The organism is Pseudarthrobacter enclensis, assembly GCF_001457025.1.
Lineage (GTDB): Bacteria > Actinomycetota > Actinomycetes > Actinomycetales > Micrococcaceae > Arthrobacter > Arthrobacter enclensis.
This window is the reverse complement of record NZ_KQ758608.1, coordinates 78722-104840: the sequence shown is the minus strand read 5'-3', so window position 1 is coordinate 104840 and position 26119 is coordinate 78722. Positions and strand designations below refer to the sequence as shown.

Genomic DNA, 26119 nt, shown 5'->3' with positions numbered 1-26119 from the left:
ACCTAGAATCCGAAGGACAGCAGCAAAAAACGTCGTAGACACAACAGGTGATGACGGGCCGGAGCTCTGCGACGGACCGGCAACACCCAACAGCCGGCCGCGCCAGCGGACGCCCTTTCTGGTCTTGAAAACCGAAGAGCCGGCACCCACGCGGGTGCCGACTCTTGGTGTTCCTCGGACAAAGGAAGTCCTGGGTGCAGCGTCAGCGCTGCAGGAATTTAGAAGTTGTGGTGTTCCTGGGCCCAGCCGAAATCCACCGGCTTGGCCGGTTGGCCGGCGGTGAGCAGGCTCAGTTCGATGATGTCTTCGGCGAGGCTGGCGTTTTCGCCGGGCTTGTCGTCCTCGGTGAGGATGTAGTCGGTTCCCATGCTCGCGCTTCCTGGTCGGTGCAGTGTCTGGTGTTCACTGTAGCCGTGGTTTCTGCGCGTTGACTGGGTGTGTGGCTGCGCCCGCGCCAGCGTGACCGGCGGCCGGGGGAGCGCAGCGGAGGAGGCCGCCCCGCCACCGCGGAAAGGGGCCGGGCCGGATCGTGTGGTGATCCGGCCCGGCCGTTTTCCGTTAGATGAGGCGGCGCTGGTAGGCCGTTTCAGGGTTGCGGGCGACGTCCGCGATGTAGCCGCGGTTAATCAATTCCCGCAACAGCACCGCGAGGCGGAAGTCCGGCACGTCTTCGGCGGCGAGCTTCAGGTAGCGGTCCGCGTGGGATCCGCTGCCTTTGAGCCATTGAAGCCAGCCCATCAGGGTCAGCATGGGGGCGCGCTGCCCGGCGGGGACGACCTTCATCAGGTCGAAGGCGAGGGCTTCCGCGCGGTCCACGCGGTCCCAGTCAGGGCGGCCGGTGAACTTACCCATCAGGGTGTCTCCGAAGTCGCCGTTGTGCGTGGTGATGGTGTCCCGGAACAGGTAGTCGCGGATGTGGCGGTGTTGGAATGCTGCCGCCAGCTGGCGTGCCGTCTCCGTCTCCGGCCGCATAGGTGCCCCGTCCAGCGCGGTGTCCCACATGCCGCACGCGAATCCCAGGTCCTCATCGGTGCCTTCCGGCGCGTGTACTGGCGCCGCCCACGTGCCCAGCAATTCAGGGTTGTACACGTCAAGGTGCGGGGCGGACCCGAAATAGGTCAGTGTCACATTGGCGTTGCTGTCCCGAATCTCATCCAAAGGGTTCTTCTCTGCCGTGCCGTAGGTCGCCCAGTGGGTTCCCGTGACCAGCAGGACCATGCGGACGGGCATCCGCGCCGTGGCCAGCTCGGACGTAAGGGCTGCGACGTGTGCGGCGTAGGGGTAGCCGTGGTCCGGGTCTTCGTCGGTGTAGACGATGACGAAGCTGCCCGTTGCCTTCTCGTCATGGGCGGCGTACGTGGTCATCATCTGGGCGTAATCGCCCGGATCGGCCCCTGCCGGTACGTCCATGCGCAGGCTGGCGCCAAGGGTGCCAGCGCGGGACGTCAGCACCACGAAGGACTCCTTCGGCGCCTTGCCCAGCAGGTGCGGGACGGCGGCGATCAGGTCGGCGGAACCGGAAATGGTGAGCTTTTCAGTCATTGTGTTTGTTCTTTCTTCTTGTCCGAGAAGTGGGTGGGTGGGGCGGCTCAGGTGACCGGCCAGCTCCCCGTCTCCCCCCGACGCTTCTATGTCTGTCAAGCGCGTGGGAAGCGGGTGCGGGCGCGGACCAAGTTGTCGCCAGGGGCGGCTTTGGTGACCGGCCAACTTCCTCTCTCCCCCCTTGTTGTTTTGGCTGCTGGCGAAGCTTGCGGAGCTGTGGCCGACGGAGGCCTGTCTACCCGCAGGGCAAGGGGCGGGAAATTCCCGGAGGAAATAAGCGACGAAGGAGCGCCGCAGGGAATTTCCCGCCCCGCGGGCCCCGACGAAGGAGGGGCTAGACGGGCCGGAGCGGACACGTACAATCCGTCAGGACAGCAGCCAAAAAGGAAAGGCGCTTTTACAGCCCGAGCGAAGCGAGGCCCGATCTTTGATGCCCGGGCACCGGGCCAGCGAGTGCCTGCTGGTGGCAATACAGAGGCTTGACCGACTCCAGTCGAACGCCGACAAGAATAGATTCGTATAGGAGCTGAATTGCTCTTAGCGCTTGATCCCAGTTTCCAAGACACGCCGTCTTTTCCGCGACACGCTGGACGTTAAATGTGCCTTACTACTCCACAGGGTGTGGATTCCGTCCGCGAAATCGGCGCGATTCCGGGCCTTTTGAAGGCCCCTACTTGTGGATTAACGGTGCATTAAATGACATACTTGTAATACATCATCTTGGGGTTCCAAAGAGGCGTCTGCACTACATGTAGTGTTGACGTAGAGCTCATCCCAATGGTGTTCTCTACGACAGAAGCGCACGATCGGGTGCAACCGATCATGCGCTTCTTTTACAAACAAATAGGGACCAATGCCTCGCAGGCAAAGCGCCTGCGTCAAAGTCCAGGGAATTGTTTTGTGTCGTTTCCATAGCTCCGGAACGTCACAACAGACTACGAGTGCGTCTGTGGCCTGTCAATCCAGTTGGCAGCTAGCGTTCCTCTGCACCCGGCGGTCCTGGGAAGGAGAGTAGCAGTGGCTACTCAAAGGATTCGGATCCGTATCAAGCGGACCATCCGAATCATCCCCGTCCGGCGATAAAAGTCGCCAACTCTGGGCCGACATCGGTCACTCGACGCTGTCGGCCCAGAAGACCCCATACTGCCGAGCAAGGACTATGAAATGCCAAAGAACACCAAACAGACCAGCCAAAAAGCAGCGACAGCCGCAAGCAAGGTCCTAAGGGACGGTCGCACCAGCGCAGCTTCCAAGACAGCTGCGGCCAGCGCCCTCTCCCAGAAGGGAAAGGGAAAGTAATTGACGGTCTTCTACTTCAATAACACAGGCAACCCCGTCGCGTTCCGGCGCCATTCAACCGACAGGTTCCTATTCGACAAGAACGGGAATTGGATTGGTTGGTTCCCTTGGGGCGATAACGATGCTGCCGACAAGGAAGGCAACTACCTGGGAACGGTTGTAGGAAACCGCCTACTCAAGCGAGATTTTCAGCCCTACCGTGGTTACCCCGGCTATCCAGGCTATCCAGGCTACGCGGGATACCCCGGATACCCCGGTTTCGCCGGGTACAGCGGCTATCACTCGGGGTTCTCCGACATCCCGGAGACCAGCCTTAAAGGCTGACACGACAAGTAATGCAATCTGGAAGTAAATGAGGCCGGCCCCTTGGGGCCGGCCTCTGTTTTCCCTCAGCAAAAGGAAACTCAGCGCCGCAGCGTCTTCGCTGCAGGAAACTTAGGGGTCCAGTGGTGGCTTCTCCCAGGAGATATCGACGATGGGGGCGCCTGGCTGCGGCATGGTCATCATGGAGAGCTCGAGGATGTCCTGTGCATGGGTCGCATCGTCGGGCGCGGCGTCATCGTCCGTGAGGATGTACTTGTGGCTCATGTGTTGCCCCAGGCTTCATTGTGGATTTGTGTTCCTTTTCCACTGTAGCCCGGCGTCCGGCCGTTTCCCCCTTGTGGCGCTGCGCCCGCGGCAGCGTGATCGGCGGCCGGAGGAGCGCCAGCGGGGGAGGCCGCCCGTGACTTCGGGGCCGGACCGGTTTCCCGGTCCGGCCCCGACCCGTTTAGCGGTGCCGCTTGTAGGCTGTGTCCTGGTTCTTAGCCACCGGGGCGATCGTTCCCCGGCCCACCAGCTGGTCCATCAGTTCGGCGAGCCGATATCCCGGTGTGTCAGTCAGAGCCAGCTTGAAGTGGTCCGCGGCTACTGAGGACTGGCCTTTGAGGTATGCCAGCCAGCCGATCAGGGTCAGCAGGGGTGCCCGGTAGCCTTCCGGCGCGGTCTGGATGAGGTCCCGAGCAGTTTCCTGCGCCCGGTCAACGCGGTCCCAGTCCGGGCTAATCCCCTCCCCCACGAGCAGGTTCCCGCTTCCCTCGCCGTCCGGCAGCTCCGGGTCGATCACATTGCAGAACAACGTGTCACGTAGGTCCGGGCGCTGAAAGCATGCCAGCAGCTCCACCGCCGTAACCGGATCCATCCAGCCGTCCCGAGTCAGGGCCTCTGCCCACAATTCCCGGCCCGGAGCCAGCTCCGCGCCAAGCACTCCCGGGAGCGCGTGACGGATCTGCTCCTCCCTGTCTGCTGGGCCTGCGAACGGTGCGTAGCTGGTGCCGGGCGTCTTTTGGTAACTGCTGCCACGGAACACCAGTTCCGCGTTCAGTTGCCCGTCGGTGATGGATTCCAGCGATTCGGGCGGGCAGCACCCGGCGTCGCTGTCGCACAGCAGGTTCTGCCAGTGCGACGGGGTGACCAGCCACGCGTCCTGCAGCGGGGTACCCGCATCATCCAGCGCCTCAATGACGGCCTCGACGTGGTCGTGGAAGGGGCGGGCCTGTCCGGGCGCGGTGCTTCTGGCCGTGTAAATGGCCAGCAGCACCGCCGTGGCCTGCGTGTCCAGTGCAAGGTATTCGCTCATCGAGGCGGCGAAACCGGCAGGTTCCGCGGCCGCGGGGGCGTCGACGCGCAGTGTCGCGCCCAGCGTCCTGCCCCGCATGGTCAGGAACACAAAGGATTCACGCGGTACGAACCCGAGGGAGTGCGGGATGAAACCGAGGATGTCGGCGGGGCTGGAGATGCGGATTGCGTCAGTCATGTTTCAAAGTCCTTTGCTGAGGATTAGGTGGGTGGGGCGGCCTTTGGTGACCGGCCAGCGTCCCCTCCCCCCCTTGTTGTTTTGGCTGCTGGCGAAGCTTGCGGAGCTGTGGCCGACGGAGACCTGTCTACCCGCAGGGCAAGGGGCGGGAAATTCCCGGAGGAAATCAGCGACGAAGGAGCGCCGCAGGGAAATTCGCGCGCCGCGGGCCCCGACGAAGGAGGGGCTAGACGGGCCGGAGCGGACACGTACAATCCGTCAGGACAGCAGCCAAAACGTCGTAGACAGAACAGGGCCAGGGCCGGCGGAGCCCTGCGGAGCCGGCACTGGCCCACAGCCGGCCGCGCCAGCGGACGCCCGATTCCTGTGTGTGAGATCGGCGAAACGCATCTCCACTGGGGCAAAACTTACTTCCAAACCGGCTGACTCTGGCATGCCTGGTGCGTTCGTGGTGTCATTACTCCACGTCATCGCTGGTACGGCAAGGAGTGATCATGGACAACACGGCAAATGGTGCCTTCCTTTCCTTCCGTGTGATCCCGCAGTGCGGGGTTCGGTAGCGGTGCTCGCGGAGTATGCCGCGGCTCTCACCTGGGCGTTCTCGCTGCTGGCGTACGTCAGCGTTGGCGCATTCATGAGTCCCGGCGCTGTCGTGCTTCTGATACCCGCCGTTGCGATGACGACGGCGGCGATAGCTATCCGTCGCCGAAGTAAGCTTCCGCCCCGACACAGGTCGGGCGCCGCGCACGCTCGGCGATGAGGGCCGGCTCGAAGTGGGGCAACGGCGGGTGCTTCCCAAAATGAGTGATCCTGCCGCACGTGCTGGCCGTCCTTACGGTTTCCTGCGGATCTTGGGAGTTGTGTTCGTGCTGGCCGCAGCCGGGTCGCTGGTGCTGGTAGCCGCGGACCTGCTGATCGGCCGCCCTGCCACAGGTGATGTTTTTATCGCCATCCTCAACAGCTTTGTCGCCCTCGTCCTGTGGCGGTGGCGGCGGCTCGCTGAGCAGAACACCCGCCGCAACACGGCGTAGACAGAACAGGTCCCACAGGGGCGGCGGAGCTCTGCGGAGTCGGCACTGGACCCCTTAGCCGGCCGCGCCCGCGGACGCCCTTTTCTTGGTGAGCGCTGCGAACCATCGATCAGCACCCCGGGTCTACTTTTCGGACTCCGTGACTTCGGCGGCCGCGGCACCCGAGATCGCCGGCAATCAGCGTGCGGAATGGCGGTCCGCCGCCGCTAACCCACCGCTCAACCCGGCCACGACGGCGGACCGCCCGCGGTGACCGCCCCACAAACGGGACGGCCACCTGACAGGCTTAACCTGCGAGGAGTTCGGCCAGATCGGCCGCATCGGACACCAGCACCGCCCCGCCTTCCTTTAGCAGCCGGTGGCATCCTGCCGAGTTGGCGCTGTGCACGCTCCCGGGGACCGCCGCGACATGCCGGGCAATGGTCTCGGCATGGTGGGCGGTATTCAGAGCCCCCGAGCGCCAGCGGGCCTCCACGACACAGGTCACCCCTGCCAGGGCGGCAATGATGCGGTTCCTCTGGAGGAACCTGTACCGGGTCGGGGCAGTACCGGGCGGGAGCTCTGAGAGCGTCAGGCCGTTGCCACGGATCGCAGCCGCGAGGTCAGCGTTACCGGACGGGTAGTCACGGTCAAGGCCTCCGGCCAGCACCGCGAGGGTTGCCGGGCTCTCTCCGGTGCTTCCGGCCAACGCTGCCCGGTGGGCGTGCGCATCAATGCCGTAGGCAAGACCCGAGACGATGCAGATTCCACGTTGCGCCAAACCGTATGCCATGTCGCCTGTAATGGAGGCGCCGTAGCTGGTGGAGTCGCGGGAACCGGTCAGGGCCACACACTGGGACGGTGCCGGGATGCCGTTGTCGATGTTGCCCCGGTACCAGAGCCCGTACGGGGCGTCGGGCAGGTCGTCCATGCCTTCCGGCCAGTGCTCATCCCCCGGGGTGAGGAATCCGCCGCCCAGGCGTTCGATGGTGGCCAGGTCCTTTTCCGGGGCCAGCTCCGGTACCCGGGGTGCCCAGCGTTTCAATGCGTCGGCCAGTTCTTCGGTCCTCACGTCCGGGAGGGTGTGGACGGGTTGGGCGCCGGTGGCAAGCCGCAGTGCGGCGTACGCGCCGAGCCTGCCCACGAGGGCCCTGCCGATGCGGTCGCCGGGTTCGAAGAGGCGGGTCAGGGCTGCGCGTGCAATGCGATCGTTCATGGTCTCTGTCGTCCTTTGCTGAGGATCCGGTGAGTGGGGCGGCTTTGGTGACCGGCCAGCTTCCCCTCTCCCCGGGCGTTTTTTGCCTGCTGGCGGAGCATCGCGTAGCTGTGCCCGACGGACCCGGGGCAACCCGAAGGGCAAGCAGCGGGTGGCTTGTGGGAGGAAATAAGCGAAGCGCCGACACAAGGCATCGGCTGCGCCGCCGTCCGCAGGACGGTTGAGTCGGTGGAGCGGGCACGTACGATCCGCAGGACAGCAGCAAAAAACAGGAAAGACGCTTCTACAGCCCGAGCGGAGCGAGGTCCGAGCAGTAGACCAGGGCGCCGGCAAGGCGAGACCGGAAACCCGACCCTTCAGGCATCACGTGGTTTCCGGGCTAGGTCGTGGTGCTCTCGCGTGCAGCACGGGCTTGCTGGTGGCGGTAGAGCGTTGCGCGGCTCCAGCCAACGAGACGGGCAGCGTCTTCGGCGGTGCGGCCTTTAGCGCGCGCGTCCTGGGCGATCGCAAGTTTGTCCGCGATGACGGCGGGGTTGGACAGCGGCCGGCCGAACCGCGTTCCATTCTGGCGTGCTGCCGCGATGCCGGCATTGACCCGTTCGACGATGAGTTCGCGCTCATATTCGGCAAGGGTTGCAAGCATGTTCAACATCAGCCGGCCAGTCGAAGTTGCAGGGTCGATGCCGTCCGAGATGGACCGGACGTGGATACCGCGGCCGCGAAGCAGGGCGACCGTGTTCAGGACGTCGATCAGTGACCGTCCCAGCCGGTCGACCCTCCACACAACAACGGTGTCACCCTCCTCGGCGTACTCGAGGAGCCTTTTCATTCCGGGCCGTTCGATCGCCGTCTTGCTTCCGGAAGTCACATCAGCGAAGACGTCGCGTTTCTGCACGCCGGCGTCAACCAGCGCATCCAGCTGCAGCTTAGCTTCCTGGCTGGAAGTACTGACCCGCTTGTAACCCAGCAGCCTCACGAGGCAATTCTGACCCGAAAAGCCTCCGATGCACCCGCGGTGAGACGATTTCCTGCGAGACGCCTTTACGAGACGCTGAGTACCCGGCCCATGCCGCCTGCTCCCGCCGCGGCCGCCGACCCCTCGAGGCTCGGGAACAGTGTCTTGAAAAGCTGTTACTTTTCGAGACGCACCTTTGTCTGGAAGCCGCAGCTCAGCCTTTGACTCAAGCGCCCGACCCGGAACAGGTTTGGGGATCATTTCGGGCGTATCCTGCTAATTTCCGGCGGCCTGGCGAAGGTAGTCACCGGCTGAGCCGAGCGCCGGGGATCAGGGCAAGAGGTACTTCTGCGACAGCGGCATAGGTCGTGTGGTCCGCTCCCGGCCGCGTTGGGTTTAGCTCCGCGGGTTTTGTCCGTGGGCTGCCGCATAGGCCGCTATGACCTTCCCTGGATCATCCCCGCTGGCCAGGAAGTCTTTCTTGAGCTTGTTCGTGAGTTGCACCAGTGCTTTCGCTAGCTGTTCACCGCTCAGTTGCACGTCGAGCTCCTTGTGTTCAATTGCAGCGTCCCGCAGCTTCAGGAGGTAGGGCATCTGGCGGGCAAGCGAGAGGTCCGGGTCTTCTTCCTGGAAATAGAACCCCTCGGGGTACTGCGTGAAATCGATCCGAACAGTCGCAACCTTGGCTGTGAGGGCGTCCAGCACACGGGATGCGGTGACGGGGTCAAGGCTGTCCAGATGGCCGGCATAGCCGATATCGGCCAGCCCCTTTATCTCCAGCGCCAGCGACCGGCGTCGTGACAAGGGAGGGTAAATTTGGGTGAACCAGGTCAAGGCCGCCGTGAGCAGGGCGAAGCCGGTTAAAGCCTCGGCTGGGGAAGCGAGACGTATCCAGGGATCAGTGGCCACGACGTCTCCGAAGCCCAATGTCCCCAGTGTCACGAAGGAGACGTACAGCGCCTCGGCAGCAGGCGAATATGCGGCCGGGTTAATTCCGGCAGAGTATGTAAAGCCGCCGGGGAGGTGTGGGTAGTAGACCAGGGCCCAGCCGGCTCCCTGGAGGATAACCCAGAACAGCACCACCGCGGTCATGGCGGCTGGCCCCACTGCTGAACCAAAGCGGTGGCCGGTTGCTTTCGAGACTTTCCACATGCTCGAGAGGACCAAGTGGCTGATATGTCCCTTGCCGCTGGGATGTAGCAAGGTGTGGAACATGTCATGCAATCCGGCCGCGACAACCACGATCCCAATAACTGTCAACGCAATACCCATGTCATGCCTCCGTTGCTACAACGCTTCCTTCCTTTCGCCGCCGCCCCCGAATGCCTGTAAGGGCTGTATGCACGAACGTCCGTTGTTGTCAGTCGGATGCGTACCGTTCAAGGATGGACTGCATCTGGGAAATCTCTTCCTGTTGGGACTGCACGATCGAATCGCACAGCTCGATGATTTCCGGGTCTGTGATGGTTGATTCCTGGCAGACCAGGATCGCCCGGGAGTGATGCGGGATCATGGACTTCAGAAATTGTTCATTTCCGACGAACGTTTCGGTACGCCCGAGCGCGAAGACGCCAGCGAAGAGAACAGCGAATCCGATAAGCATCGCGATGTTCGCTTTCGTGTTCTTAAACATTGACCACATGCCCACAACCATGACAATCGCCATGGCTGAGACCATCAGCAGTGCCATCCAGAAGTTACTCAGGTTGAAGTAGAAGTGATCGATGGAGCGGATCATTGACATGGACAACACCCACATCAGCCCGAGGCTGACCAGCAGGATGACGCCGAATTTGGCGTACATCCGGGCTGAGCCGTGCCCGCTTCCGCCGTGGCCGCCGTTGTCATGTTTATTGCCGTTGTGGTCCTTACTCTCCTGTGATTGCTGCCGGTGATCCCCGGCGGGTTGATGGGAGGACGCGCTTGCATTCTCGTGATGGTTTTCCGGGTACTGCTGAGCACTCATGGAAAATTCCTTTCAAAGCCCGCCGGTCCTTCCCGCCTCATGCTGGCGGGAAGGACTCGCACGGATTCGGCGGCCCGGGAACGGGTGCCTGTACCGCTCTTGCCGGGCTGAGGGGTTGGCTTTTGGCTTAGCCGAGGGAGGACAGGAGTTCCTGGCATGCTGTCTCGCACCGGCGGCAGGCGTCGGCGCAGACCCGGCAGTGTTCGTGCATCCCGGCATGCTGTTCGCATTCGTCGCCGCAGGCCTTGCACGCGGCGCGGCATGCCTCCAGAAGTGCGCGGGTGAGGTTCGCGTCATATCCGGTGTGCCGGGACAGAACGTTGCCGGTGGTCGCGCAGATGTCGGCGCAGTCCAGATTGGTGCGGATGCACTTGGTCAGATCGGCGACCATGTCTTCGCTGAGGCAGGCGTCGGCGCAGGCCGTACAGGTCTGTGCGCATTCGAAACAGGCCTCAATGCAGGCTGCAAGCTTTTCCTTGTCCACCCCGCCAAGATCCTTCGGGTAGGTATCGAGCATGGACATAACATGATGCGTCATTCGAGCTTCTCCTCATGTTGGGCGCGGCTGTCCAAAAGGTCTGCCGCTTGGGTGATTATTCGTCGATGAGACCGGGATTGTAGGGCGGTCGGAACCAATGTGACAGGCAGAAAAAACCGCCGCGCCTGCAGCAGAAGAACGGCGCAGCTCAGCATCCGTTTACGTCCGGCTAATGGACATGACTGTCAACAACGGCCGAAGGTGGCCGGGTTTCTTCAGCGCGGGGTCGAACCAACCAGACTGTGTATCGCCGCTGTTGACCCGGCGCAGCTTGGTGTGGGAGAGAGCATCAGAAGACGGGTCAGGAAACAGCCGGTGGAATGGGCCAATAGCTTGGGGTGTGCGCTCCTGCTCCAAGCAGCACGCATGCTCAGGCGGCGAGTGTTCCGACTGTGCCAGTACAGGCGCCGCCCGGTCACTGGTCTGCGTTACAGCGTCCTGACTTACAGAATCCGGTGCCGCGGACACCACCGCCATCGATTCCGCTTGGCCTGCCTGCAGGCACAGCGCGACTGCGGAAGTCGTGAAAGTCACCAACAGCGAAAGGCCCAATACGACCCGCATGACGGCACGCACGGTGACCCTTAACCTGTCCACTGCCGGTCTCAAAATCGGTCCGCCTCCATCTTCCGGGCCAGCCCAACACCATCACCCTAATAAAAGATCAGCATACTTACTAGTCGGGTCGGCCGGACGTCTCATGTCCCGTTTCTACCGGACCGGCAAAAAGGGGCCTGGGAATCAGCGAGGAAACTACGAGTTGCCGCCTCGCTTAGGCAAGACTTTCCGGGAATGGCTGCCCGGGCGTGGCTTCCACAGTTCCACACCACCAGCGGCTGAGGCTACAGCCTGGCGTAGGCCCAGCCGTCCCATTGCCGCCGGGTCAGGTGGGCGATGGCTGCGGGCACCGTACCAACGCCGGGCGCAAGGTCTTTGTCTTCCATGCCCGCTGAGCGCATGCTGTTGCCACAGGCGAGGATGTCCACGTGGAGTTGCCCGGCGTTTGTGATGGCTTCGGTGGCGGGTGAATTTTTGGTGAGGAGCTTAACCCCGGGCCCTTGGACGACCACTTCAATGCCAGCTTCCAGACCGAGCGCGGCGCGGGCGTTGGCGGCGCTGCGCAGGATGCCGGCGAAGGCATTCTGTTCGAGCGGGCCGGCGGAGTGGATGAGCAGGCCAGGCCCGGCCTGCGCAGTCTCTGGAACCGTTGTTTGCACGGACACTCTACTTTGCCATTTCGCCCAGGTCGGCGATGGCCTTCCGGAGGCAGGTGCCGGCGTCGTCGGCTACTTCTTTGACGGATGGGGCGGCGCTGAGCTGGACCATGGCCTGGGGGTCGATGGCTTCCACCGTGGTTATCTCTGCGTCCTTGTTCCGGCGCACCACGACGTTGCACGGCAGCAGCGCGCCGATTTCGGGTTCCGCGGCGAGGGCGCGGCTGGCCAGGACCGGATTGCAGGCGCCGAGGATGACGTAGTCGCCAATGGCATCGGCGGCTTCGGCCCCAAGCTTGGCTTCGAAGGTGGAACGGACGTTGATTTCGGTGAGGATCCCGAATCCCTGAGCGGACAGGGCGTCCCGGGTGCGGTCCAGGGCCTCGGCCCACGGAAGGTCAACGGTGGTGGTCAGGGTGTACGTCATGGTTCTCCTTGGCTGCTTGACAGCTGGTCTGGTTAGGCGAGGGAGAGGAAGAGCTTCTCCAGATCTTTCTTGTCCATCGTTGCGTCCTTCTGGACGATGCACTGCTCCAGTCCCGTGGCGATAATGGCGAACCCGGCCCGGTCCAGCGCCTTCGATACGGCTGCAAGCTGGGTGACGACGTCCTTGCAGTCCCGGCCTTCTTCAAGCATTCGGGTGACGGCGGACAGCTGGCCCTGGGCTCGCTTCAGCCGGTTGATGACAGGGGTGAGTTCTGAGGGATTGAGTTCCACGGGTTTCTCCAAAGATCGGGGCTTGCCTCAATTCTATACCCCCTAGGGTGTTTTGACTACCCCCCAGGGTATCTGTAATACTCGGTGGGGTATCCACCCGACCCCTTCCGAGAGGCCAACCATGACTTCCACTTCCGTGGCACCCACTGTCACCGCACTCGCCCCTGAAACCCTCCAGTCCTGGCTCGCCGAGCACCAGGACCTCGTGGTGATTGACGTCCGCTCCGCCGCTGAGTTCGAGTCCCTGCATATCCGCGGCTCCTACAACGTGCCGCTGCCGCTGCTCTCCGAACACACGGACGAGCTTGCCGCCCGGCTGGCCAGCCGGGTGGTCCTGGTCTGCCAGTCCGGAGTGCGCGCCGAGCAGGCCCGGCAGCGCCTTGCCAAGGCCGGCATCGACACCGCCTACGTCCTGACCGGCGGGGCGCCCGGATTCGCCGCGGCCGGCGGTGACGTGGTCAAAGGCAAAGACCGCTGGGACCTTGAGCGGCAGGTCCGCCTTGTGGCCGGTTCCCTCGTGGTCCTGGGCCTGGCCGGCGGGAAGTTCGTCTCCCCGAAGATCCGCACCCTCGCCGGGGTCATCGGGACGGGCCTGACGTTCTCCGCTGCCACCAACACCTGCGCCATGGGCAAGGCCATCTCGGCCATGCCGTGGAACAAGGCCGCCCAGGAACCCACCCGCGAAAGCGCCATCCTCGCCCTGCCCGCCGTCAGCAACAAGAACACAGAAGCCGCAGCCTAATGACAGCCACCCTCATCCTGGTTCTCGCTCTCTCGGTGGTGATCGGACTCTCGCTCGGCGTCCTGGGCGGCGGCGGATCCATCCTCACAGTCCCCATCCTGGTCTACGTTGCCGGGTTCGAAGCCAAGGAAGCCATCGCAGCGTCCCTCTTCGTTGTCGGCGTTACCTCCGCGGTCAGCGTGATCAGCCACGCCCGCGGGGGCAGGGTGATGTGGCGGACCGGACTGATCTTCGGCGCCGCAGGCATGGCCGGCGCGTTCGTCGGGGGCCTGCTGGGCGGGCACATCCCCGGCCAGATCCTGCTCATCGCCTTCGCCATCATGATGGTGGCCACCTCCGTGGCCATGCTCCGCGGCCGGAAGAAAAAGAACGACGACGGCGCCGCGCCGGTCAAGCACGAACTTCCCCTGGGCAGGGTCCTGCTCGACGGCGCCGTGGTCGGGCTCATCACCGGCCTGGTCGGCGCGGGCGGCGGATTCCTCGTGGTTCCGGCCCTGGCACTGCTGGGCGGCCTGCCGATGTCCGTTGCCGTGGGCACCTCCCTGGTGGTCATCGCCATGAAGTCCTTCGCAGGCCTCGCCGGATACCTCACCACCGTCCAGCTGGACTGGGGCCTCACCCTCGGCGTGACCGCCGCCGCGATCGTTGGCAGCCTCATTGGTTCCAAGCTCGCCGGCCGGATCCCCGAAGCCGCCCTGCGGAAGGCCTTCGGCTGGTTCGTCCTGGCCATGGGCACCTTCGTCCTGATCCAGCAAGCCCCGGCCAACCTTCAATGGTTCATCGCAGCAGGTGTGGCGGCCCTTGCCGCAGCGACGGCCGGAATCTGCTGGTTCTTCATCAGCTCATGCCCCCTGCGCAACCGCACCGGCCGGCGCAGCAACGTCCCCTCACCCGCCTAACCCCGCCACCACCAGCCAAGGAGAACACCATGGGCCTTATCAGCTCCCTGAAAAAAGCCTTCAGCAAGCCCTACACAACGGTCTCAGTAGCTGAGGCCAAGGACCTCCTTTCCTCAGGCGCGGCGCTGATCGATGTCCGCTCCGCCCAGGAATGGCGTTCCGGGCGGGCTCCCCAGGCCAAGCACGTCCCGCTGGACCGGCTGCAGACCAGCACCGCCGGAATCAACAAGAACAAGCCAGTCATCGCCGTCTGCGCCTCCGGCGTACGCTCCGCTTCAGCGGCACGGCTCCTCGCCGCCCAGGGGTACCAGGCCTACTCTCTGCGCGGCGGCATGGGCGCCTGGCGCGCCGCCGGCGAACCCGTCCGCTAACAACCGCCCACCATCTTTCGCAGGAGAAGCACCATGGCTGAAATCACCATCACCGAAGCCGAACAGCGGCGCACCAGCGCCCGCATCCTCGACGTCCGCGAAGACTTCGAAGTCGCCGAAGGCATGATCCCCGGCGCCCTGCACATCCCCATGGGCCAGCTGCAGGCACGCCTGTCCGAACTGGACCCCGCAGTCCCCGTCATCGCAGTCTGCCGCAGCGGCAACCGCAGCGCCGCCGTCGCCGACGCCCTCAACGGAGCCGGCTACACCGCCGACACCATGGCCGGCGGCATGATCGCCTGGACCCGCGCCGGCCTCCCCACCGCCTAAGCCTCACCGCCCCGCTGACATATCCCAAGACAACCCCTGAAAGGACACGAATGACGATGGCAACCATCGACCTCACCGAAAAGAGCTTCGCCCAGACCCTGGAGAGCAACGAGATCGTCTTCGTTGACTTCTGGGCAGCCTGGTGCGGCCCCTGCCGCCAGTTCGCACCCACCTACGGCGCCGCCGCAGAGAGGCACCCGGACATCACCTTCGCCAAGGTGGACACCGAAGCAGAACAGGCCCTCGCCGCAGCGGCGAACATCACCTCCATTCCCACCCTGATGGCTTTCAAGGACAAGACCCTGGTCTTCTCCCAGCCCGGAGCCCTCAACGCCACCGGCTTCGAAGAAGTCATCCAGGCGGTGAAGAACCTGGACATGTATGAACTCCGCGCCCAGGCCGGACACCAGAACGCCTGATGCGATGCCAGAGGGCCAGGCGTGCCGCACTGTCACGGCAGGCGAATTTGCCATGGCCTGGCCCCGCGCCACGCTGGTGGACGTGCGGAGCCAGGAAGAGCATGCGACCGCACACGTCCCCGGGAGCCTGAACATCCCCTGGACGAATTGCCCTCCCGGCTTGCCGACCTGCCCGGCGGCACGCTTTACCTCATGTGCGGGTCAGGAAAACGCAGCAGCCAGGCCGCACGGATCCTTACCGACCGCGGATACCAAACGGTCAATGTGGCCGGCGGGATCACCGAGTGGTACCGGGCAGGCCACCCCGTCACCTACCAACAAGCCCCGGACAACCCGTCGAGGCAACAACCTGGCCACGCCCCGGCAGGCCTGCGCAGTCTCCTGCACAAGCTGTTCCACAGAAAGACGACCTAGCCGCAGTCCACTTGCCGGATACCCCCGGGGGTATCTATACTGGATTCAGAACAAGCCCCCAAACCCCTTTCAACTGAAGGAGATCACCAGATGCTTATCGAGCGTATTTACGATGAAGACCTCGCCCAGGCCAGCTACCTGATCGGCTGCCAGGCCAACGGCACCGCCGTTGTTGTGGACGGACGCCGCGACATCGCGGTCTACCAGGAACTGGCTGAGAAGAACGGCATGAAGATCATCGCCGTCACCGAAACCCACATCCACGCCGACTACCTCTCCGGCACCCGCGAACTCGCCGCCGCCACCGGCGCGAAGATCTACGTCTCCGGCGAAGGCGGACCGGACTGGCAGTACGAATTCAACGGCGAACGCCTGTACGACGGCGACAAGATCACCATCGGCAACATCAGCATCCAAGCCCTGCACACCCCGGGCCACACCCCGGAGCATCTGTCCTTCCTGGTCACCGACGGTGCATTCAGTGACCAGCCCGGTTACCTGCTCTCCGGCGACTTCGTGTTCTCCGGCGACCTGGGCCGGCCGGACCTGCTGGACGAGGCAGCCGGCGGCATCGACACCCGCTTCGAAGGTGCCAAGCAACTGTTCGCCAGCCTGCGGGATAAGTTCCTGACCCTGCCGGACTACGTCCAGGTCCACCCGGCCCACGGCGCAGGCAGCGCCTGCGGCAAGGCCCTCGGCGCCATTCCCTCCTCCACGGTGGGCTACGAGCGGCTTTACTCCTGGTGGGGCCCCTACCTCGCCGCGAATGACGAGCAGGGCTTCATCGATGAGCTCCTCGACGGCCAGCCCGACGCGCACGCCTACTTCGGCCGGATGAAGCGGGAAAACCGTGAAGGCCCGGCCGTGATGGGTGAGCGGACGCCGCTGCCCGAACTGGCAACCGGCATCGTCGCTGCAGGCCTGGCAGAGGATACCCTGACCTTCATCGACACCCGTCCCAACAGCGAGGTCCACGAAGGTACGGTAGCCCGTTCCCTGAACGTACCGGCCGGAAAATCAGTGGCCAGCTACGGCGCCTGGGTAGTAAACCCCGAGACGGACAAGAACCCCTTGGTCCTCCTCGCCCAGGACCAGGAACAGGCCATGGACATGTGGGACCACCTGGTACGGGTCGGCATCGACAACGTCGCCGGTTACGTCACCAGCATCGAAGGGCTCCCCATGACTACGCCGAAGCTGATCCAGCCGGAGGAACTCGACGGTTTCGACCCCATCATGGTGCTGGATGTTCGCAACAAGACCGAGCACACGGCCGGGCATATCCCCGGCTCCTACCAGCTCAGCGGCGGCCGCCTGATGTGGCACCTCGATGAGCTTCCCGCCAACGGCACCATCGTCACCTACTGCCAGTCCGGTGTGCGGAACTCGGTGGCGGCCAGCGCCCTGCGCCGGGCCGGGTACGACGTCGTCGAACTCGACGGCAGCTACGCCGCCTGGGACGCCTTTCAGCAGACCCGACAGAACGCGGTCTCAGCAAAGTAAACCCTAAGACCGCCCGGGCAGGACCCCCCTCCTGCCCGGGCCCGCCCGGACGCGTTCCCCCACGCGTCCGGGCACCTTTATGTCCCCGGCACGATTGGAGTACTCAGGATGGCCAGAACAAAGGCGGGAAGCGCCCCGGACTCCACCCGTGTCGCTCTGGGCCTGCGGCAGAACCTGGCGCAGTTCGTGCTGCTGGTGGCAGTCAACGCCCTGGTAGGCGGGACGCTGGGCCAGGAGCGCACCGTGCTGCCGCTGCTGGCAGGGCAGGTTTTCCACCTGGACCTGTACACAAGCGCACTGACCTACATCCTCGCGTTCGGTCTGTCCAAGGCCGCGATGAACTACTTCGCGGGAACACTCTCTGACCGGTACGGCCGTAAACCCGTCCTCGTCACAGGATGGCTGGTAGCGGTCCCCGTCCCGCTCATGCTCATCTTAGGCCCGTCATGGGGATGGATTGTCGCGGCCAACGTCTTCCTCGGCATCAGTCAGGGCCTGACCTGGTCGACCGCCGTGATCATGAAAATGGACCTGACCGGCCCGAAACAGCGCGGCCTCGCCATGGGCCTGAACGAAGCGGCAGGCTACCTCGGAGTCGCGGTCACTGCCCTCGCGACCGGGTACATTGCCTCCGCCTATGGCCTCCGGCCCGGCCCGTTCCTCCTCGGCGCCGCCTACATCGCCCTCGGGTTAGGCCTGTCAGTCCTGACCATTCGCGAGACCCACCACCATGCCAAGACGGAAGCCTCCCAGCACGTAAGTGCACACAAGAGTGCCGACGCCGGCCTCACCACTGGCCGGGTTTTCACCCTCACCAGCTTCAAGGACCGCTCACTCTCTGCAGCCAGCCAGGCAGGACTGGTGAACAACCTCAACGACGGCCTCGCCTGGGGCCTCTTTCCGGTCCTCTTCGTCAGCTCCGGGCTAAACCTAAACCAGGTAGGTATCCTGGCCGCCGTTTATCCTGCGGTCTGGGGCGCCGGGCAGCTCTTCACCGGTGCCGCCTCAGACCGGTGGGGCCGCAAATGGTTCGTTGTGACCGGCATGATCGTCCAAGCCGCGGGACTGGCAATAGTCGCCGCAGCCCACAGTTTCGGGCCCTGGCTCACCGCCGCAGTCCTCCTCGGTATCGGAACGGCTATGGTCTACCCCGCCCTCCTCGCCGCCATCGGGGACGTCGCACACCCCACCTGGCGGGCCCGCTCCGTCGGGATCTACCGCCTTTGGCGTGACGGCGGCTTCGCCATCGGTGCACTCCTGTCAGGTCTTCTCGCAGACCTGTATGGGATTCCCGCAGCCATCGCCACCGTCGCTGCACTTACAGCCGCCTCAGGCCTGGTGGTCGCCGTGCGAATGCGCGGCAACGACCATATAACCGGGTAGAAACTGGCCTTTGGCCACCGGCATGTCAGCCCCGTTGACTCCGCACGAACGCACTACTGTCAGCGGTCAGCTGACAGGCAGCCACGACATCTAGTGACAACAGAACGCCGCCAAGCACCGCCAAAACCCACATATTATCGGAGGCTTGCCGAACGCAGGTCAGAAACGGTCGTTATTGACCTCCTCCGGACTCGTCTCCAAGCAGCTGAAAGTTGAGGTCCTGCCGGCCACTCCCCCACCGCGTCGAAGAACCCGTCTCAGAAACGGCTTTTGGGTGACCCTCTGCGCGAACTCCATCACGCGCCCGATATCGCGTCTGAGCATTTTGTGATGATTGCTATGCAGTTGCTATCAAGTTGATATCAACCGCATAGCAACAACTGGCTTACTTACTCGTAGCTGTCGCGGACCTGCTCGAGACCGATCCTGAGAGCGCGCAATGCCATAGGATGCTTTTTCCGTCCTTCGAGCTTCGCCACGTCCGCAAGCAAGTCCATAAGTTCACGGTCTTCGTCAAACCGAAGCAACATGGTTCTGGCAGTCCCCTTGTCCCTCGAATCACTAAGAGTGGGCGTGACGCTGGGCCTGACTGGAGTTCCGCGTTCTGCATGGACAGCCGGCGGAGCCAGTAGCGGTTCAGCTGCATTGCCGAACGCCTCGATAGCCTCGTCCCTGGCTTTCTCGGACGCGGACCGTTTCTTAATTGCCACTACCCAATCAACTCCTCTACCAGCCCACGGATTTCCCTCGCCGCTTTAGGGTTCTTCCACTCAACAACTCCAAGCCCCTCCCCCACCACGTCTCGATAAGCTTTGCGCTCGTATAGCACAGTTCGCAGTGGTTCGATACTGGGATAGTCGGCAAGATAATCCCTGGCGTCGCCACTTTCTGACTCGAACGCGTTGGTCGATACCCGGGTAAGGGCTCCCCTGACTCGTAGGGAGGGATTGAAGTCACGGGCAGTTTCGATCAACCTATCGACAGTCGCAAGTGTGTCGAGATCAAACTGACTCGACTGCGTCAGGATCAACAGCTGATGGGCCGCAGTCATCGCTGTGCGCATCTCCTTGCTGTCCTTCCCCGCCACATCTACCAGGACAACGTCATAGCTCGTATCGAGTTCGCGCAGTGTCTCGTGCAGGCTGCCAAGTTTCTCCACTACAAAGATGCGAGGTTCATGCCCGGCCTCTTCTCGGTCTACGGCCCATCGTGCGGTGGAACGCTGCCGGTCGCCGTCCACAACCGCTATGCGCATCCCCCGCTTCGCAAGCTCAACAGCAAGGTTGGTTACAACCGTGGACTTGCCTACGCCGCCCTTTTCGCTACCCACAACAATGATCATGACTCCAACTTAATGCCGAAGTTGATAGCAAAAGGCTAGCGACACGCTACGGGTTTGATATCACTTTGAAATTAGTAAAAAAAGCTTGCTAGCAGTTTGAAACTGATAGCTTATAACTATCAGAATGCTAGCTATGAGCCCCGTGAGGACAGCTCAAGCCACTGGCGCGCCCCCTTGCCACCCATGGATCATCACCTGATGTGGATACTCGTTGCTACCAATCTGATACTGATTCCATTTCAATTTGCTAGTGAGTTCGACCGAACCAGGAGTTGCTAGCGAAGCAATCACCATTCGGTAGCACTATCAAAGTGCTATCAAACTGCTAAAACAACCACCGCCCTGAGGAATAGCCTTAGGCCACCTGAGTAAGCCCTAAGCTCAACCCAGTTGCCCGCAGACGCGGAGGAGGGCTGCCAACAAGACATGCGAGACCGGGTAAGCTACTAAATCGCTAGTGAACTGCTAGCACTTTAGTAGCTGACAGCGAGCTATGCCTGTTGAGGCAGGTGCCACAACCGCTATGACCGGGCAGGGAGTTGCTCGCCAAACAATAGTTAGTTGATAGCACTATTAAAGTGCTATCAACCGCGGGGGCGAAGCCGACCGACGGATACACACACACGCCCTAATCTCATCCAACAATTCCAAGTGCTACCAAACTGCTACAAAACAACCGCCCTAAGCTCAACCCAGTTGCCCGCAGACGCGGAGGAGGGCTGCCAACAGGAAATGCCAGACAGGGTTGGGCTACTAAGGTGCTAGTGATTTGCTAGCACCTTAGTAGCTGACAGCGAACGAGCTTCACTAGAGACCTATGCCGGTTGGGGCAAGTGCCACACTGCCGCATCATGCGGGGGTGGCCAATATTCATCCCTTTCAGGATCGAATAGCTCCCCTTCAGTGATGACACCCTGCAATGTCTTGAACCTGTCGAGGTAGGAGTGCCAGATTGCGCGCTCGTGGCGGTTGCGGCGGATGTGGTCGAGGTAGTCGTCAAGCACTCCGAGCCTCGCGGCGAGCATGCGAAGGTTCACTGAGGTATTTCGCCAGGTTCCATCCTGGCGCTGAATCATGCCGAGTGCTTCCATCTCAGCCAACGCGGCCGAACACGCGTTGCGGCTGACACCACTGATACGGACGACCTCCGCAGTGGTGGGGGAGTAGCGGCCGCGTTCGATTGCCTCATATACGAGAGCAGCAGCGTCTCCCAAGGCCCGAAATACAGGACGGATGGCGTGGATTTTTCCTTTCCTCCAGGCCAGCTCCCGTGCAAGTTGTTGGTATTGCTCGGGTAATTGGATGAGGTAGACGTCAGCCGCTTTCTGTCGTGCATCCGCGATCTTGGTCAGGATTCCGTCAGAGGCTTGCACCAGGACGGGCAGCAATCTGGCGATGGTGACATGGTGCTTGCCCATCGCCGCAGCGAGTGTGCGGCAACCGACGTCGAGAATGTCCGTTTCTTTTGCACGCATATATCCCAACAGTCCGCGAATGAGGAACCGGAGACTGAGACCTTCGCGACCGCGGGCTTGGAGTCGGTGGTCGAGAACGGCGTAGAGGACATTTTCTAGGTCGTTGACGAGTTGGTGCACAGCAGCGGCGCTGCTAGATTCCCCGGCCCCCCCTGTGGTTAAAGTTTGGCTTGTGTTGTTAATAAGTGCATGCTTTTCCCCGTGTTTACGGGGGAGTGGTTTTTGCGTGCTGGAGGCGGTGTTTGTGAAGGTTTGGGCTTTGGCCCATTCGTAGGGAAGAAGCCTTGCCTGGCGTTCTGTAGATCCGTAGAGGGCAGCTAAGCCGGGGAACTGGCCAGCGAGTTCGTTTTCTACGTGCTGCAGTGACCAGCCACAGGCACTGAAGTGGTTGAGCACGGCCATCCGGGCCTCGGACGGGCTCTTGTACTTAGCCGTGTCGTACAGGCCGGTTCGGGCGACCTTGCGCAGCGGCGCTTCACTACCGGCGTTTAGCGATAGCGCCGGCAGAATCCCGTTGCGCTGTCCGGCAACAGTCTTAGCTGCGCGGGCTTTGAGTGCGCGCTTCCGGGTTAGCTCCGGAGCCAGTGCGGACCGAAGCTCCATCAGTGCAGATGCTGCGTTGCGGCGCCGCAGGATGTCGTACGCCTGGGACAGGGGAGTGATGAGGGTTTGGTGGCCACCGGACTTGTGGATCGTTCCTGGGACACGGATGCAGCCGTCGGTGATGTTCTGGTGGGGGCTCGGGTCGAGACTGGTCGCCATCAGGGCTAGCGCTTCGACTAATTCCCGGGCCTCGGCCGCGTCCATTCGATCGTGCAGCGGCACGTACAGGTGTCGTCCACCGCTGGGGGAGAAATCCTCCACGAACCTCATGCCGCACGCCGACAACAAATTGCCCACCCGGACCGCGTCCGAGTCCACCACGCCTTTCAGTGCCTTCGAGGTATCAAAGTCCAAGCAAAGCGTGGAGACTCGGCCATCCGGGCCATGCACCATTACAGCAGCGGGCTGACCCGGCAAAGAACGAGTGATCTTCGGCGCATTTTTTGGTCGAGGATATTGAAACCTCTGCCCAATCCAGCGCCCCAGTCGATACGAAGGCGCGCCAGCTATCAGCGGTGCAAGACTCCAGGCGTCTTCTGGTCTTGGACGTTGGGCGACACCCGCAAGGGCATGCGTTGACGTCAATACCGGTTCCGGTACCATGGACTGCAGTAGCCTTCCTCTCGGGGATGGATATGACAAGATCCACCCACTGGGTGGGTGTTGGATAAAAGTTCAGATCGCGACCCGCCAAGATCATTGATCTGAACTACATATGTTTACGGAGGCCCGCCTAGTGCGGGCCTTCAGTAATTTAAGACGCCCTGGGGATCAGCGCCTCCTGTGGTTGGTCTATCTTGTTGGGAAGCCCGCTGTCGCGGTCGATGAGCGCACCAAGGTACTCGCTCAGCGATAGTCCGTGGTGTGCTGCTTGCGTGCTTGCGCGAGCGTGCTGGTCGGGCAATACGCGGCCGCGCAAAGCGACGCGCTGGCCGTCGAGCTTCGGGGTTGCATATGGCTGACTCATGCTCTCATCCTTGCCCATCCATGGGCCTCGGTACCGGTACCGCAATCTCTCGGCGTGTCGCACTTTCTCAGAAACCTTGTGCGACGGCAGCAGCTGCGGCGAGCCATGCGCGCTGGGTGGCTGGCTGGAGGGCGTCGTAGCGGATGGGCCCGTTGACCAGGGCGGGGTCGTAGGGGATGCGGACCACGGCTCGTACATGGGGAGCGAAGCCCTCGGCGATTCTGCGGGCCTCGTCCTTGGCGCGCTTGAGGGCGTCCCCGCTCATGCTGCGTTTGGCGTCGGTGGATTCGGAGACGATGATGACGGCGTTGCGGGCCAGTTCGGCGTCGTGGCCCCCGCGGGATTCGAGGGTTTGGAGTGTCAGGCGTGCTGCCTCGGCGCGGTCTTCGATGGCTGTCACGGGGACCACGAGCTGGTTGGTGTGGTGGATCATTCGTCGCCAGTTGGCTGCGCGGGAGGTGTTGCCGGAGTCCATGACGATGAGCCGGTAGTAGCGGGTTAGTACCTTGTGGGCGATGTCCACTTCCTCGGCGGTTACTTCGTGATCGCCTTCGTCGTTCTCGTCCGAGCGCAGGACGTCGAACTTGTCCGAGGTCTGGTGGTGGACGAACTGGGCGATTTCGGCCGCTTGGGCGCTGGGGGAGAGCAGTGCCTGGGATGAGTCGATGAGGTCCAGGACGGTGTTGTTATGGGCGCCTTTTTCCGTGCGCCAGCCAAGGGTGCCTTGGGATTCGTTGTTGTCCCAGGCCGCGGTTGCTGCGCCGCTGTAGCGGGCCAGGATTGCGCTGAGCATGACGACGGTGGGTGTCTTGTTCGCCCCGCCTTTGCGGTTGACGACGGCTACTGTGCGGGGGCCGGGCCAGTGCTGGCTCACGGTACGGATGTCTTCGCGTTCGGCCAGCTCTTCGGCTGAGGGGTCCATGCGGAATCCGAGGCGGCTGAGAGCCCCACGCCAGCCGCGCGTGGCAGGCTGGAGCACGGGCTCGCTGATGAGGAACGAGGTGTCTTTGAGGCTGCGCCGGGTGGCAGGCTCCTCAGCGGCCGGTGCGGGTTCCTGGGCGGGCCCGGGGGTGACGGCTGCACCGAAGGTCGCCGGCGCGGCGTCGGGGACCGAAGCTGATGTGGGAGCTGGCACAGCAGCGGTTGCGGCTTTGGCCGTTTCGGGCGACGGGGCGGCGGTCACGGGCAGGGTGTCCTTTTCCCGCTTTGGGGTGGGCTTGGTCGGGGTGGCTTCGCTGACGACGCCTTCGGGGGAGACGATGATGAGGCCTTCCCCGTCAGGGTCGGTGGTGCTGACGCGGACGGGCCGGCCGAGCTGGGCAGCGGTTTCGGTGATGATGCGCAGGGCGTCGGTGAGGACGGCAGCTTCGTCGGCGGCTTCGATCGCGTGGGAGGTGCCGTTGATGGTGACTTCGCCGGTTCCGTTGGTGCGGAGAACGGCGTTGATCTTGGGGAAGTCGAGTGCTTGGGTTTCCATCATCTGTCCTTACTTTGTGCCGTTCGGGGGTGTGAAGCGGTTGACCTGCCAGGGCTTGTTGGCTGCGCTGCGGAGCAGCTGCACGTCGTAGTCGCCGGCGTCGGTGGGAAACACGACGTGGCAGCCGAACCCGTTGTTCTCATCGATTTTGAGCTGTCCCGGTCCGGTGATCCTGGTGACCGGGATGTTAGCCGGGTCAACATATTGGTAATCAGCTGTGGCTTGGGCGGTCAGGACCTGCCCGAGTTCCTGGATCCATTGCCTGTCCGTGACCGTGGGACGGGCGTACAGCGTCATGGCTTTGGTCGCGGTGTCCAGCGCGGCGGTTTTGCTTGTTTCGTCCCAGGCGATGCCGAGGGTGGCGGGGGCTGTGCCGCCGGGAGCCTGGGGCTTGCCTCCTGCGCTGAGTGTGGCCTCGCTGGTGGCGGACGTGGCCGGCGGCTCTGCGGGTGTTGAGGTGGATACCGGTGCGCAGGCCGTGCACACGAGCAGGGCCGTAAGGGCTGTTAGGGCGCGTTTCATGGTTCCTCCGGTGAGTCGCTGCCGGGCAGGTAGAGAAAGGCGCTGGGGGTGCTGTTCTCTACGGTGCGGGTGTAGTAGGTGTGGTCGTTCGGGGCGGGGTTGCCGTTGTAGCCCTCTTCGAGGAAGCTGCCGTCACCGTTGACGGCTTTGACGACGGCGACGTGGCCGTAGGTGCCGTCTGCGCCGCCGGTGCCGGGGGAGTACCAGACGACCGCGCCAACCCGTGGGGTTTCACCGGTGGGCCAGCCTTTGGCGTCCCAGCCGTCTTTCCAGGAAAGGGCCGAGCCGAGCACGGTACCGTCGGGGCGGAAGGTGCCGTTCAGCACCCTGTAGGGGGCGGTGGTGCTGCCGAGCTGCTGGTTCACGCGCCACAGGGCGAAGTCGACGCATTCGCGGTTGTACATGCCCAGCGGGGATGGCTCGTAGATCTTGGCCGTGCGCCACGGCAGGTCATCGTCCTTGCCGGATTGGCCGGGGATGCCGCAGGAGCTTTCCCCGCCGGCATCGGTGGCGGGCACGTCGCCGAGCGCGGCGACGACCTCGACGGCGGCCGCCCAGTAGGCCTGGTAGTGGAACGGGTCGGCGTTGCGCTGGACCCTGTGCGCGGCTGTGGTGGGTTCGAGCTGTTCCCAGCCGCTGATGTTCTGCAGGGCCTTGAAAAAGTTGGTGGCGGAGGCGGTGGGATTCATGCGGTCCTGGTAGGTACCCCAGGCGCCGTTGTCGCGCTGCTGGAACAGGCCCCGGGAATCGGGGCCGGGCCCGTCGCCGTGGTCCAGGACGCGCAGCCCGGACTCTCCCATGGCCGTCATGACTCCGATCGTCTGCCCGCGGACGGACAGGCCGAGGGATTTGCCGGCGTTGATGATCAGGGCGGCGTTTTTCAGTTGCTCTCCTTCGTAGCCGGCGATGGCTACTTTGTGCAGCTGGTCCGCGTCAGCGCTGACGCCGGGCGCGGTCGGTGAGCACACATCGGCTGCGGCCTGGGACCCTCCGCCGAAAAGGATGATGGACAGCACGAGCCCGATGGGTGCAAGGACGGCACCGGCAACCAGCGCAGGCGCGCTTGATCGTGACTGCATCTGTCCCCCTCACATCTGCTCGGCCGCTGTGGTGCTACGCCTGGTTTTCCTGGGTCTCCCCGGGCGTCTGGCCCTTCCGCAGGGTGTTCCTGTTTTCCCAGACCCAGTCTTTGACTTGATCTCTGGCGATCAACCATGTCTTCTCGACTTGGTAAGCAGGAATCACTCCAGTTTGGAGCCAGCGGTAGACGGTGTTTCGGGAGAGCCCGAAGATCTCCTCGAGGTCCTGAGGCGTCAGACGCTCCGGGTACTTGGCGAAAAGAGCTTCCAGGTACTTCGGGTCCACGCTCAGTCCGTCCCACCGCATGAAGCCATCGTAGACCATAAATTGGTACTGTGAT

At 63.2% G+C, this 26119-nt stretch carries 28 protein-coding genes and 1 pseudogene; 10 read left to right on the top strand and 19 right to left on the bottom strand.

Annotation, left to right across the window (positions count from 1 at the left end; all coding sequences use genetic code 11):
- Positions 1–218: 218 nt before the first annotated feature.
- Both AS031_RS20065 and AS031_RS18595 read right to left on the bottom strand, forming a co-directional pair.
- Positions 219–368 carry a hypothetical protein gene (locus AS031_RS20065; RefSeq protein ID WP_169793891.1) on the bottom strand — a complete coding sequence of 50 codons (150 nt, stop codon included), beginning with the start codon at positions 366–368 and terminating at the stop codon, positions 219–221.
- Between the two features lie 190 nt (positions 369–558).
- Entirely contained in the window at positions 559–1542 is a 984-nt protein-coding gene (locus tag AS031_RS18595) for a DUF4192 family protein (RefSeq protein WP_058269646.1), read from the bottom strand.
- A gap of 1299 nt (positions 1543–2841) precedes the next feature.
- Between AS031_RS18595 and AS031_RS19670 the strand changes: the two genes are divergently transcribed.
- Complete coding sequence (locus AS031_RS19670) at positions 2842–3165, top strand: hypothetical protein (RefSeq protein WP_074447030.1); 324 nt, start codon at positions 2842–2844, stop codon at positions 3163–3165.
- 111 nt (positions 3166–3276) lie between these two features.
- On the opposite strand, the gene AS031_RS19975 is transcribed toward AS031_RS19670, so the two are convergent.
- Both AS031_RS19975 and AS031_RS18590 read right to left on the bottom strand, forming a co-directional pair.
- Entirely contained in the window at positions 3277–3429 is a 153-nt protein-coding gene (locus AS031_RS19975) for a hypothetical protein (protein ID WP_158505836.1), read from the bottom strand.
- 181 nt (positions 3430–3610) lie between these two features.
- Entirely contained in the window at positions 3611–4636 is a 1026-nt protein-coding gene (locus AS031_RS18590; RefSeq protein ID WP_058269645.1) for a DUF4192 domain-containing protein, read from the bottom strand.
- An 851-nt stretch (positions 4637–5487) separates the two neighbouring features.
- On the opposite strand from AS031_RS18590, the gene AS031_RS18585 reads away from it, so the two are divergent.
- Positions 5488–5667 carry a hypothetical protein gene (locus AS031_RS18585; RefSeq protein WP_141688869.1) on the top strand — a complete coding sequence of 60 codons (180 nt, stop codon included), beginning with the start codon at positions 5488–5490 and terminating at the stop codon, positions 5665–5667.
- A gap of 286 nt (positions 5668–5953) precedes the next feature.
- Here the strand turns inward: AS031_RS18585 and dprA are convergent, their stop codons facing one another.
- The 8 genes from dprA to AS031_RS18540 all read right to left on the bottom strand — a co-directional run bounded on the left by dprA (position 5954) and on the right by AS031_RS18540 (position 12252).
- The gene (gene dprA / locus AS031_RS18580) at positions 5954–6862 is read right to left on the bottom strand and encodes a DNA-processing protein DprA (RefSeq protein WP_058269643.1); all 909 of its coding nucleotides are present in this window, start codon (positions 6860–6862) and stop codon (positions 5954–5956) included.
- 379 nt (positions 6863–7241) lie between these two features.
- Positions 7242–7838 (bottom strand): recombinase family protein, encoded by a 597-nt coding sequence (locus tag AS031_RS18575; protein ID WP_058269642.1) that lies wholly within the window; start codon positions 7836–7838, stop codon positions 7242–7244.
- A 375-nt stretch (positions 7839–8213) separates the two neighbouring features.
- Positions 8214–9089 carry a potassium channel family protein gene (locus AS031_RS18570; protein WP_058269641.1) on the bottom strand — a complete coding sequence of 292 codons (876 nt, stop codon included), beginning with the start codon at positions 9087–9089 and terminating at the stop codon, positions 8214–8216.
- 88 nt (positions 9090–9177) lie between these two features.
- Positions 9178–9783: a DUF305 domain-containing protein gene (locus AS031_RS18565; protein WP_082642053.1), complete on the bottom strand. Its 606-nt coding sequence runs from the start codon at positions 9781–9783 to the stop codon at positions 9178–9180.
- Between the two features lie 127 nt (positions 9784–9910).
- Positions 9911–10321, bottom strand: a complete 411-nt coding sequence (locus tag AS031_RS18560) for a four-helix bundle copper-binding protein (RefSeq protein WP_074447029.1) — start codon at positions 10319–10321, stop codon at positions 9911–9913.
- A gap of 842 nt (positions 10322–11163) precedes the next feature.
- Positions 11164–11538 carry a DsrE family protein gene (locus AS031_RS18550; RefSeq protein ID WP_228379679.1) on the bottom strand — a complete coding sequence of 125 codons (375 nt, stop codon included), beginning with the start codon at positions 11536–11538 and terminating at the stop codon, positions 11164–11166.
- A gap of 7 nt (positions 11539–11545) precedes the next feature.
- Positions 11546–11962: a DUF302 domain-containing protein gene (locus AS031_RS18545; RefSeq protein WP_058269638.1), complete on the bottom strand. Its 417-nt coding sequence runs from the start codon at positions 11960–11962 to the stop codon at positions 11546–11548.
- 32 nt (positions 11963–11994) lie between these two features.
- Positions 11995–12252, bottom strand: coding sequence for a metal-sensitive transcriptional regulator (locus tag AS031_RS18540; protein WP_014920545.1), 258 nt, complete (start codon positions 12250–12252; stop codon positions 11995–11997).
- 121 nt (positions 12253–12373) lie between these two features.
- Here AS031_RS18540 and AS031_RS18535 point away from each other — a divergent pair, with 121 nt between their 5' ends.
- From AS031_RS18535 to AS031_RS18500, 8 genes and pseudogenes are all read left to right on the top strand, one after another.
- Positions 12374–12994 carry a rhodanese-like domain-containing protein gene (locus AS031_RS18535; RefSeq protein ID WP_058269637.1) on the top strand — a complete coding sequence of 207 codons (621 nt, stop codon included), beginning with the start codon at positions 12374–12376 and terminating at the stop codon, positions 12992–12994.
- Positions 12994–13893, top strand: coding sequence for a sulfite exporter TauE/SafE family protein (locus AS031_RS18530; protein WP_058269636.1), 900 nt, complete (start codon positions 12994–12996; stop codon positions 13891–13893). The genes AS031_RS18535 and AS031_RS18530 overlap by 1 nt, the downstream gene beginning before the upstream one ends.
- Positions 13894–13922: 29 nt before the next feature.
- Positions 13923–14264, top strand: coding sequence for a rhodanese-like domain-containing protein (locus AS031_RS18525; protein WP_058269635.1), 342 nt, complete (start codon positions 13923–13925; stop codon positions 14262–14264).
- Between the two features lie 33 nt (positions 14265–14297).
- Complete coding sequence (locus AS031_RS18520; protein ID WP_058269634.1) at positions 14298–14594, top strand: rhodanese-like domain-containing protein; 297 nt, start codon at positions 14298–14300, stop codon at positions 14592–14594.
- Positions 14595–14650: 56 nt separating this feature from the next.
- Positions 14651–15013: a thioredoxin family protein gene (locus AS031_RS18515; RefSeq protein ID WP_058269633.1), complete on the top strand. Its 363-nt coding sequence runs from the start codon at positions 14651–14653 to the stop codon at positions 15011–15013.
- Positions 14976–15427 (top strand): annotated as a pseudogene (locus AS031_RS20340) (rhodanese-like domain-containing protein). The gene AS031_RS18515 and the pseudogene AS031_RS20340 overlap by 38 nt, the downstream one beginning before the upstream one ends.
- Positions 15428–15517: 90 nt before the next feature.
- Positions 15518–16930: an MBL fold metallo-hydrolase gene (locus AS031_RS18505; protein WP_058269632.1), complete on the top strand. Its 1413-nt coding sequence runs from the start codon at positions 15518–15520 to the stop codon at positions 16928–16930.
- Positions 16931–17038: 108 nt separating this feature from the next.
- A complete protein-coding gene (locus AS031_RS18500; RefSeq protein WP_058269631.1) occupies positions 17039–18313 on the top strand; it encodes an MFS transporter in 1275 nt (424 codons plus the stop codon).
- A 389-nt stretch (positions 18314–18702) separates the two neighbouring features.
- On the opposite strand, the gene AS031_RS18495 is transcribed toward AS031_RS18500, so the two are convergent.
- The 7 genes from AS031_RS18495 to AS031_RS18460 form a co-directional block, all read right to left on the bottom strand.
- The gene (locus AS031_RS18495; RefSeq protein ID WP_058269630.1) at positions 18703–19023 is read right to left on the bottom strand and encodes a hypothetical protein; all 321 of its coding nucleotides are present in this window, start codon (positions 19021–19023) and stop codon (positions 18703–18705) included.
- Positions 19023–19655, bottom strand: coding sequence for an AAA family ATPase (locus tag AS031_RS18490; protein ID WP_058269629.1), 633 nt, complete (start codon positions 19653–19655; stop codon positions 19023–19025). The genes AS031_RS18495 and AS031_RS18490 overlap by 1 nt, the downstream gene beginning before the upstream one ends.
- 815 nt (positions 19656–20470) lie before the next feature.
- Positions 20471–22087: a hypothetical protein gene (locus tag AS031_RS18485; protein ID WP_228379678.1), complete on the bottom strand. Its 1617-nt coding sequence runs from the start codon at positions 22085–22087 to the stop codon at positions 20471–20473.
- A gap of 680 nt (positions 22088–22767) precedes the next feature.
- Positions 22768–24180 carry a MinD/ParA family ATP-binding protein gene (locus tag AS031_RS18475; RefSeq protein WP_058269626.1) on the bottom strand — a complete coding sequence of 471 codons (1413 nt, stop codon included), beginning with the start codon at positions 24178–24180 and terminating at the stop codon, positions 22768–22770.
- Between the two features lie 6 nt (positions 24181–24186).
- The gene (locus AS031_RS18470) at positions 24187–24699 is read right to left on the bottom strand and encodes a hypothetical protein (RefSeq protein ID WP_058269625.1); all 513 of its coding nucleotides are present in this window, start codon (positions 24697–24699) and stop codon (positions 24187–24189) included.
- Positions 24696–25778, bottom strand: coding sequence for a CHAP domain-containing protein (locus tag AS031_RS18465; RefSeq protein ID WP_058269624.1), 1083 nt, complete (start codon positions 25776–25778; stop codon positions 24696–24698). The genes AS031_RS18470 and AS031_RS18465 overlap by 4 nt, the downstream gene beginning before the upstream one ends.
- Positions 25779–25812: 34 nt before the next feature.
- Entirely contained in the window at positions 25813–26103 is a 291-nt protein-coding gene (locus AS031_RS18460) for a helix-turn-helix domain-containing protein (RefSeq protein ID WP_228379677.1), read from the bottom strand.
- Positions 26104–26119: the final 16 nt, after the last annotated feature.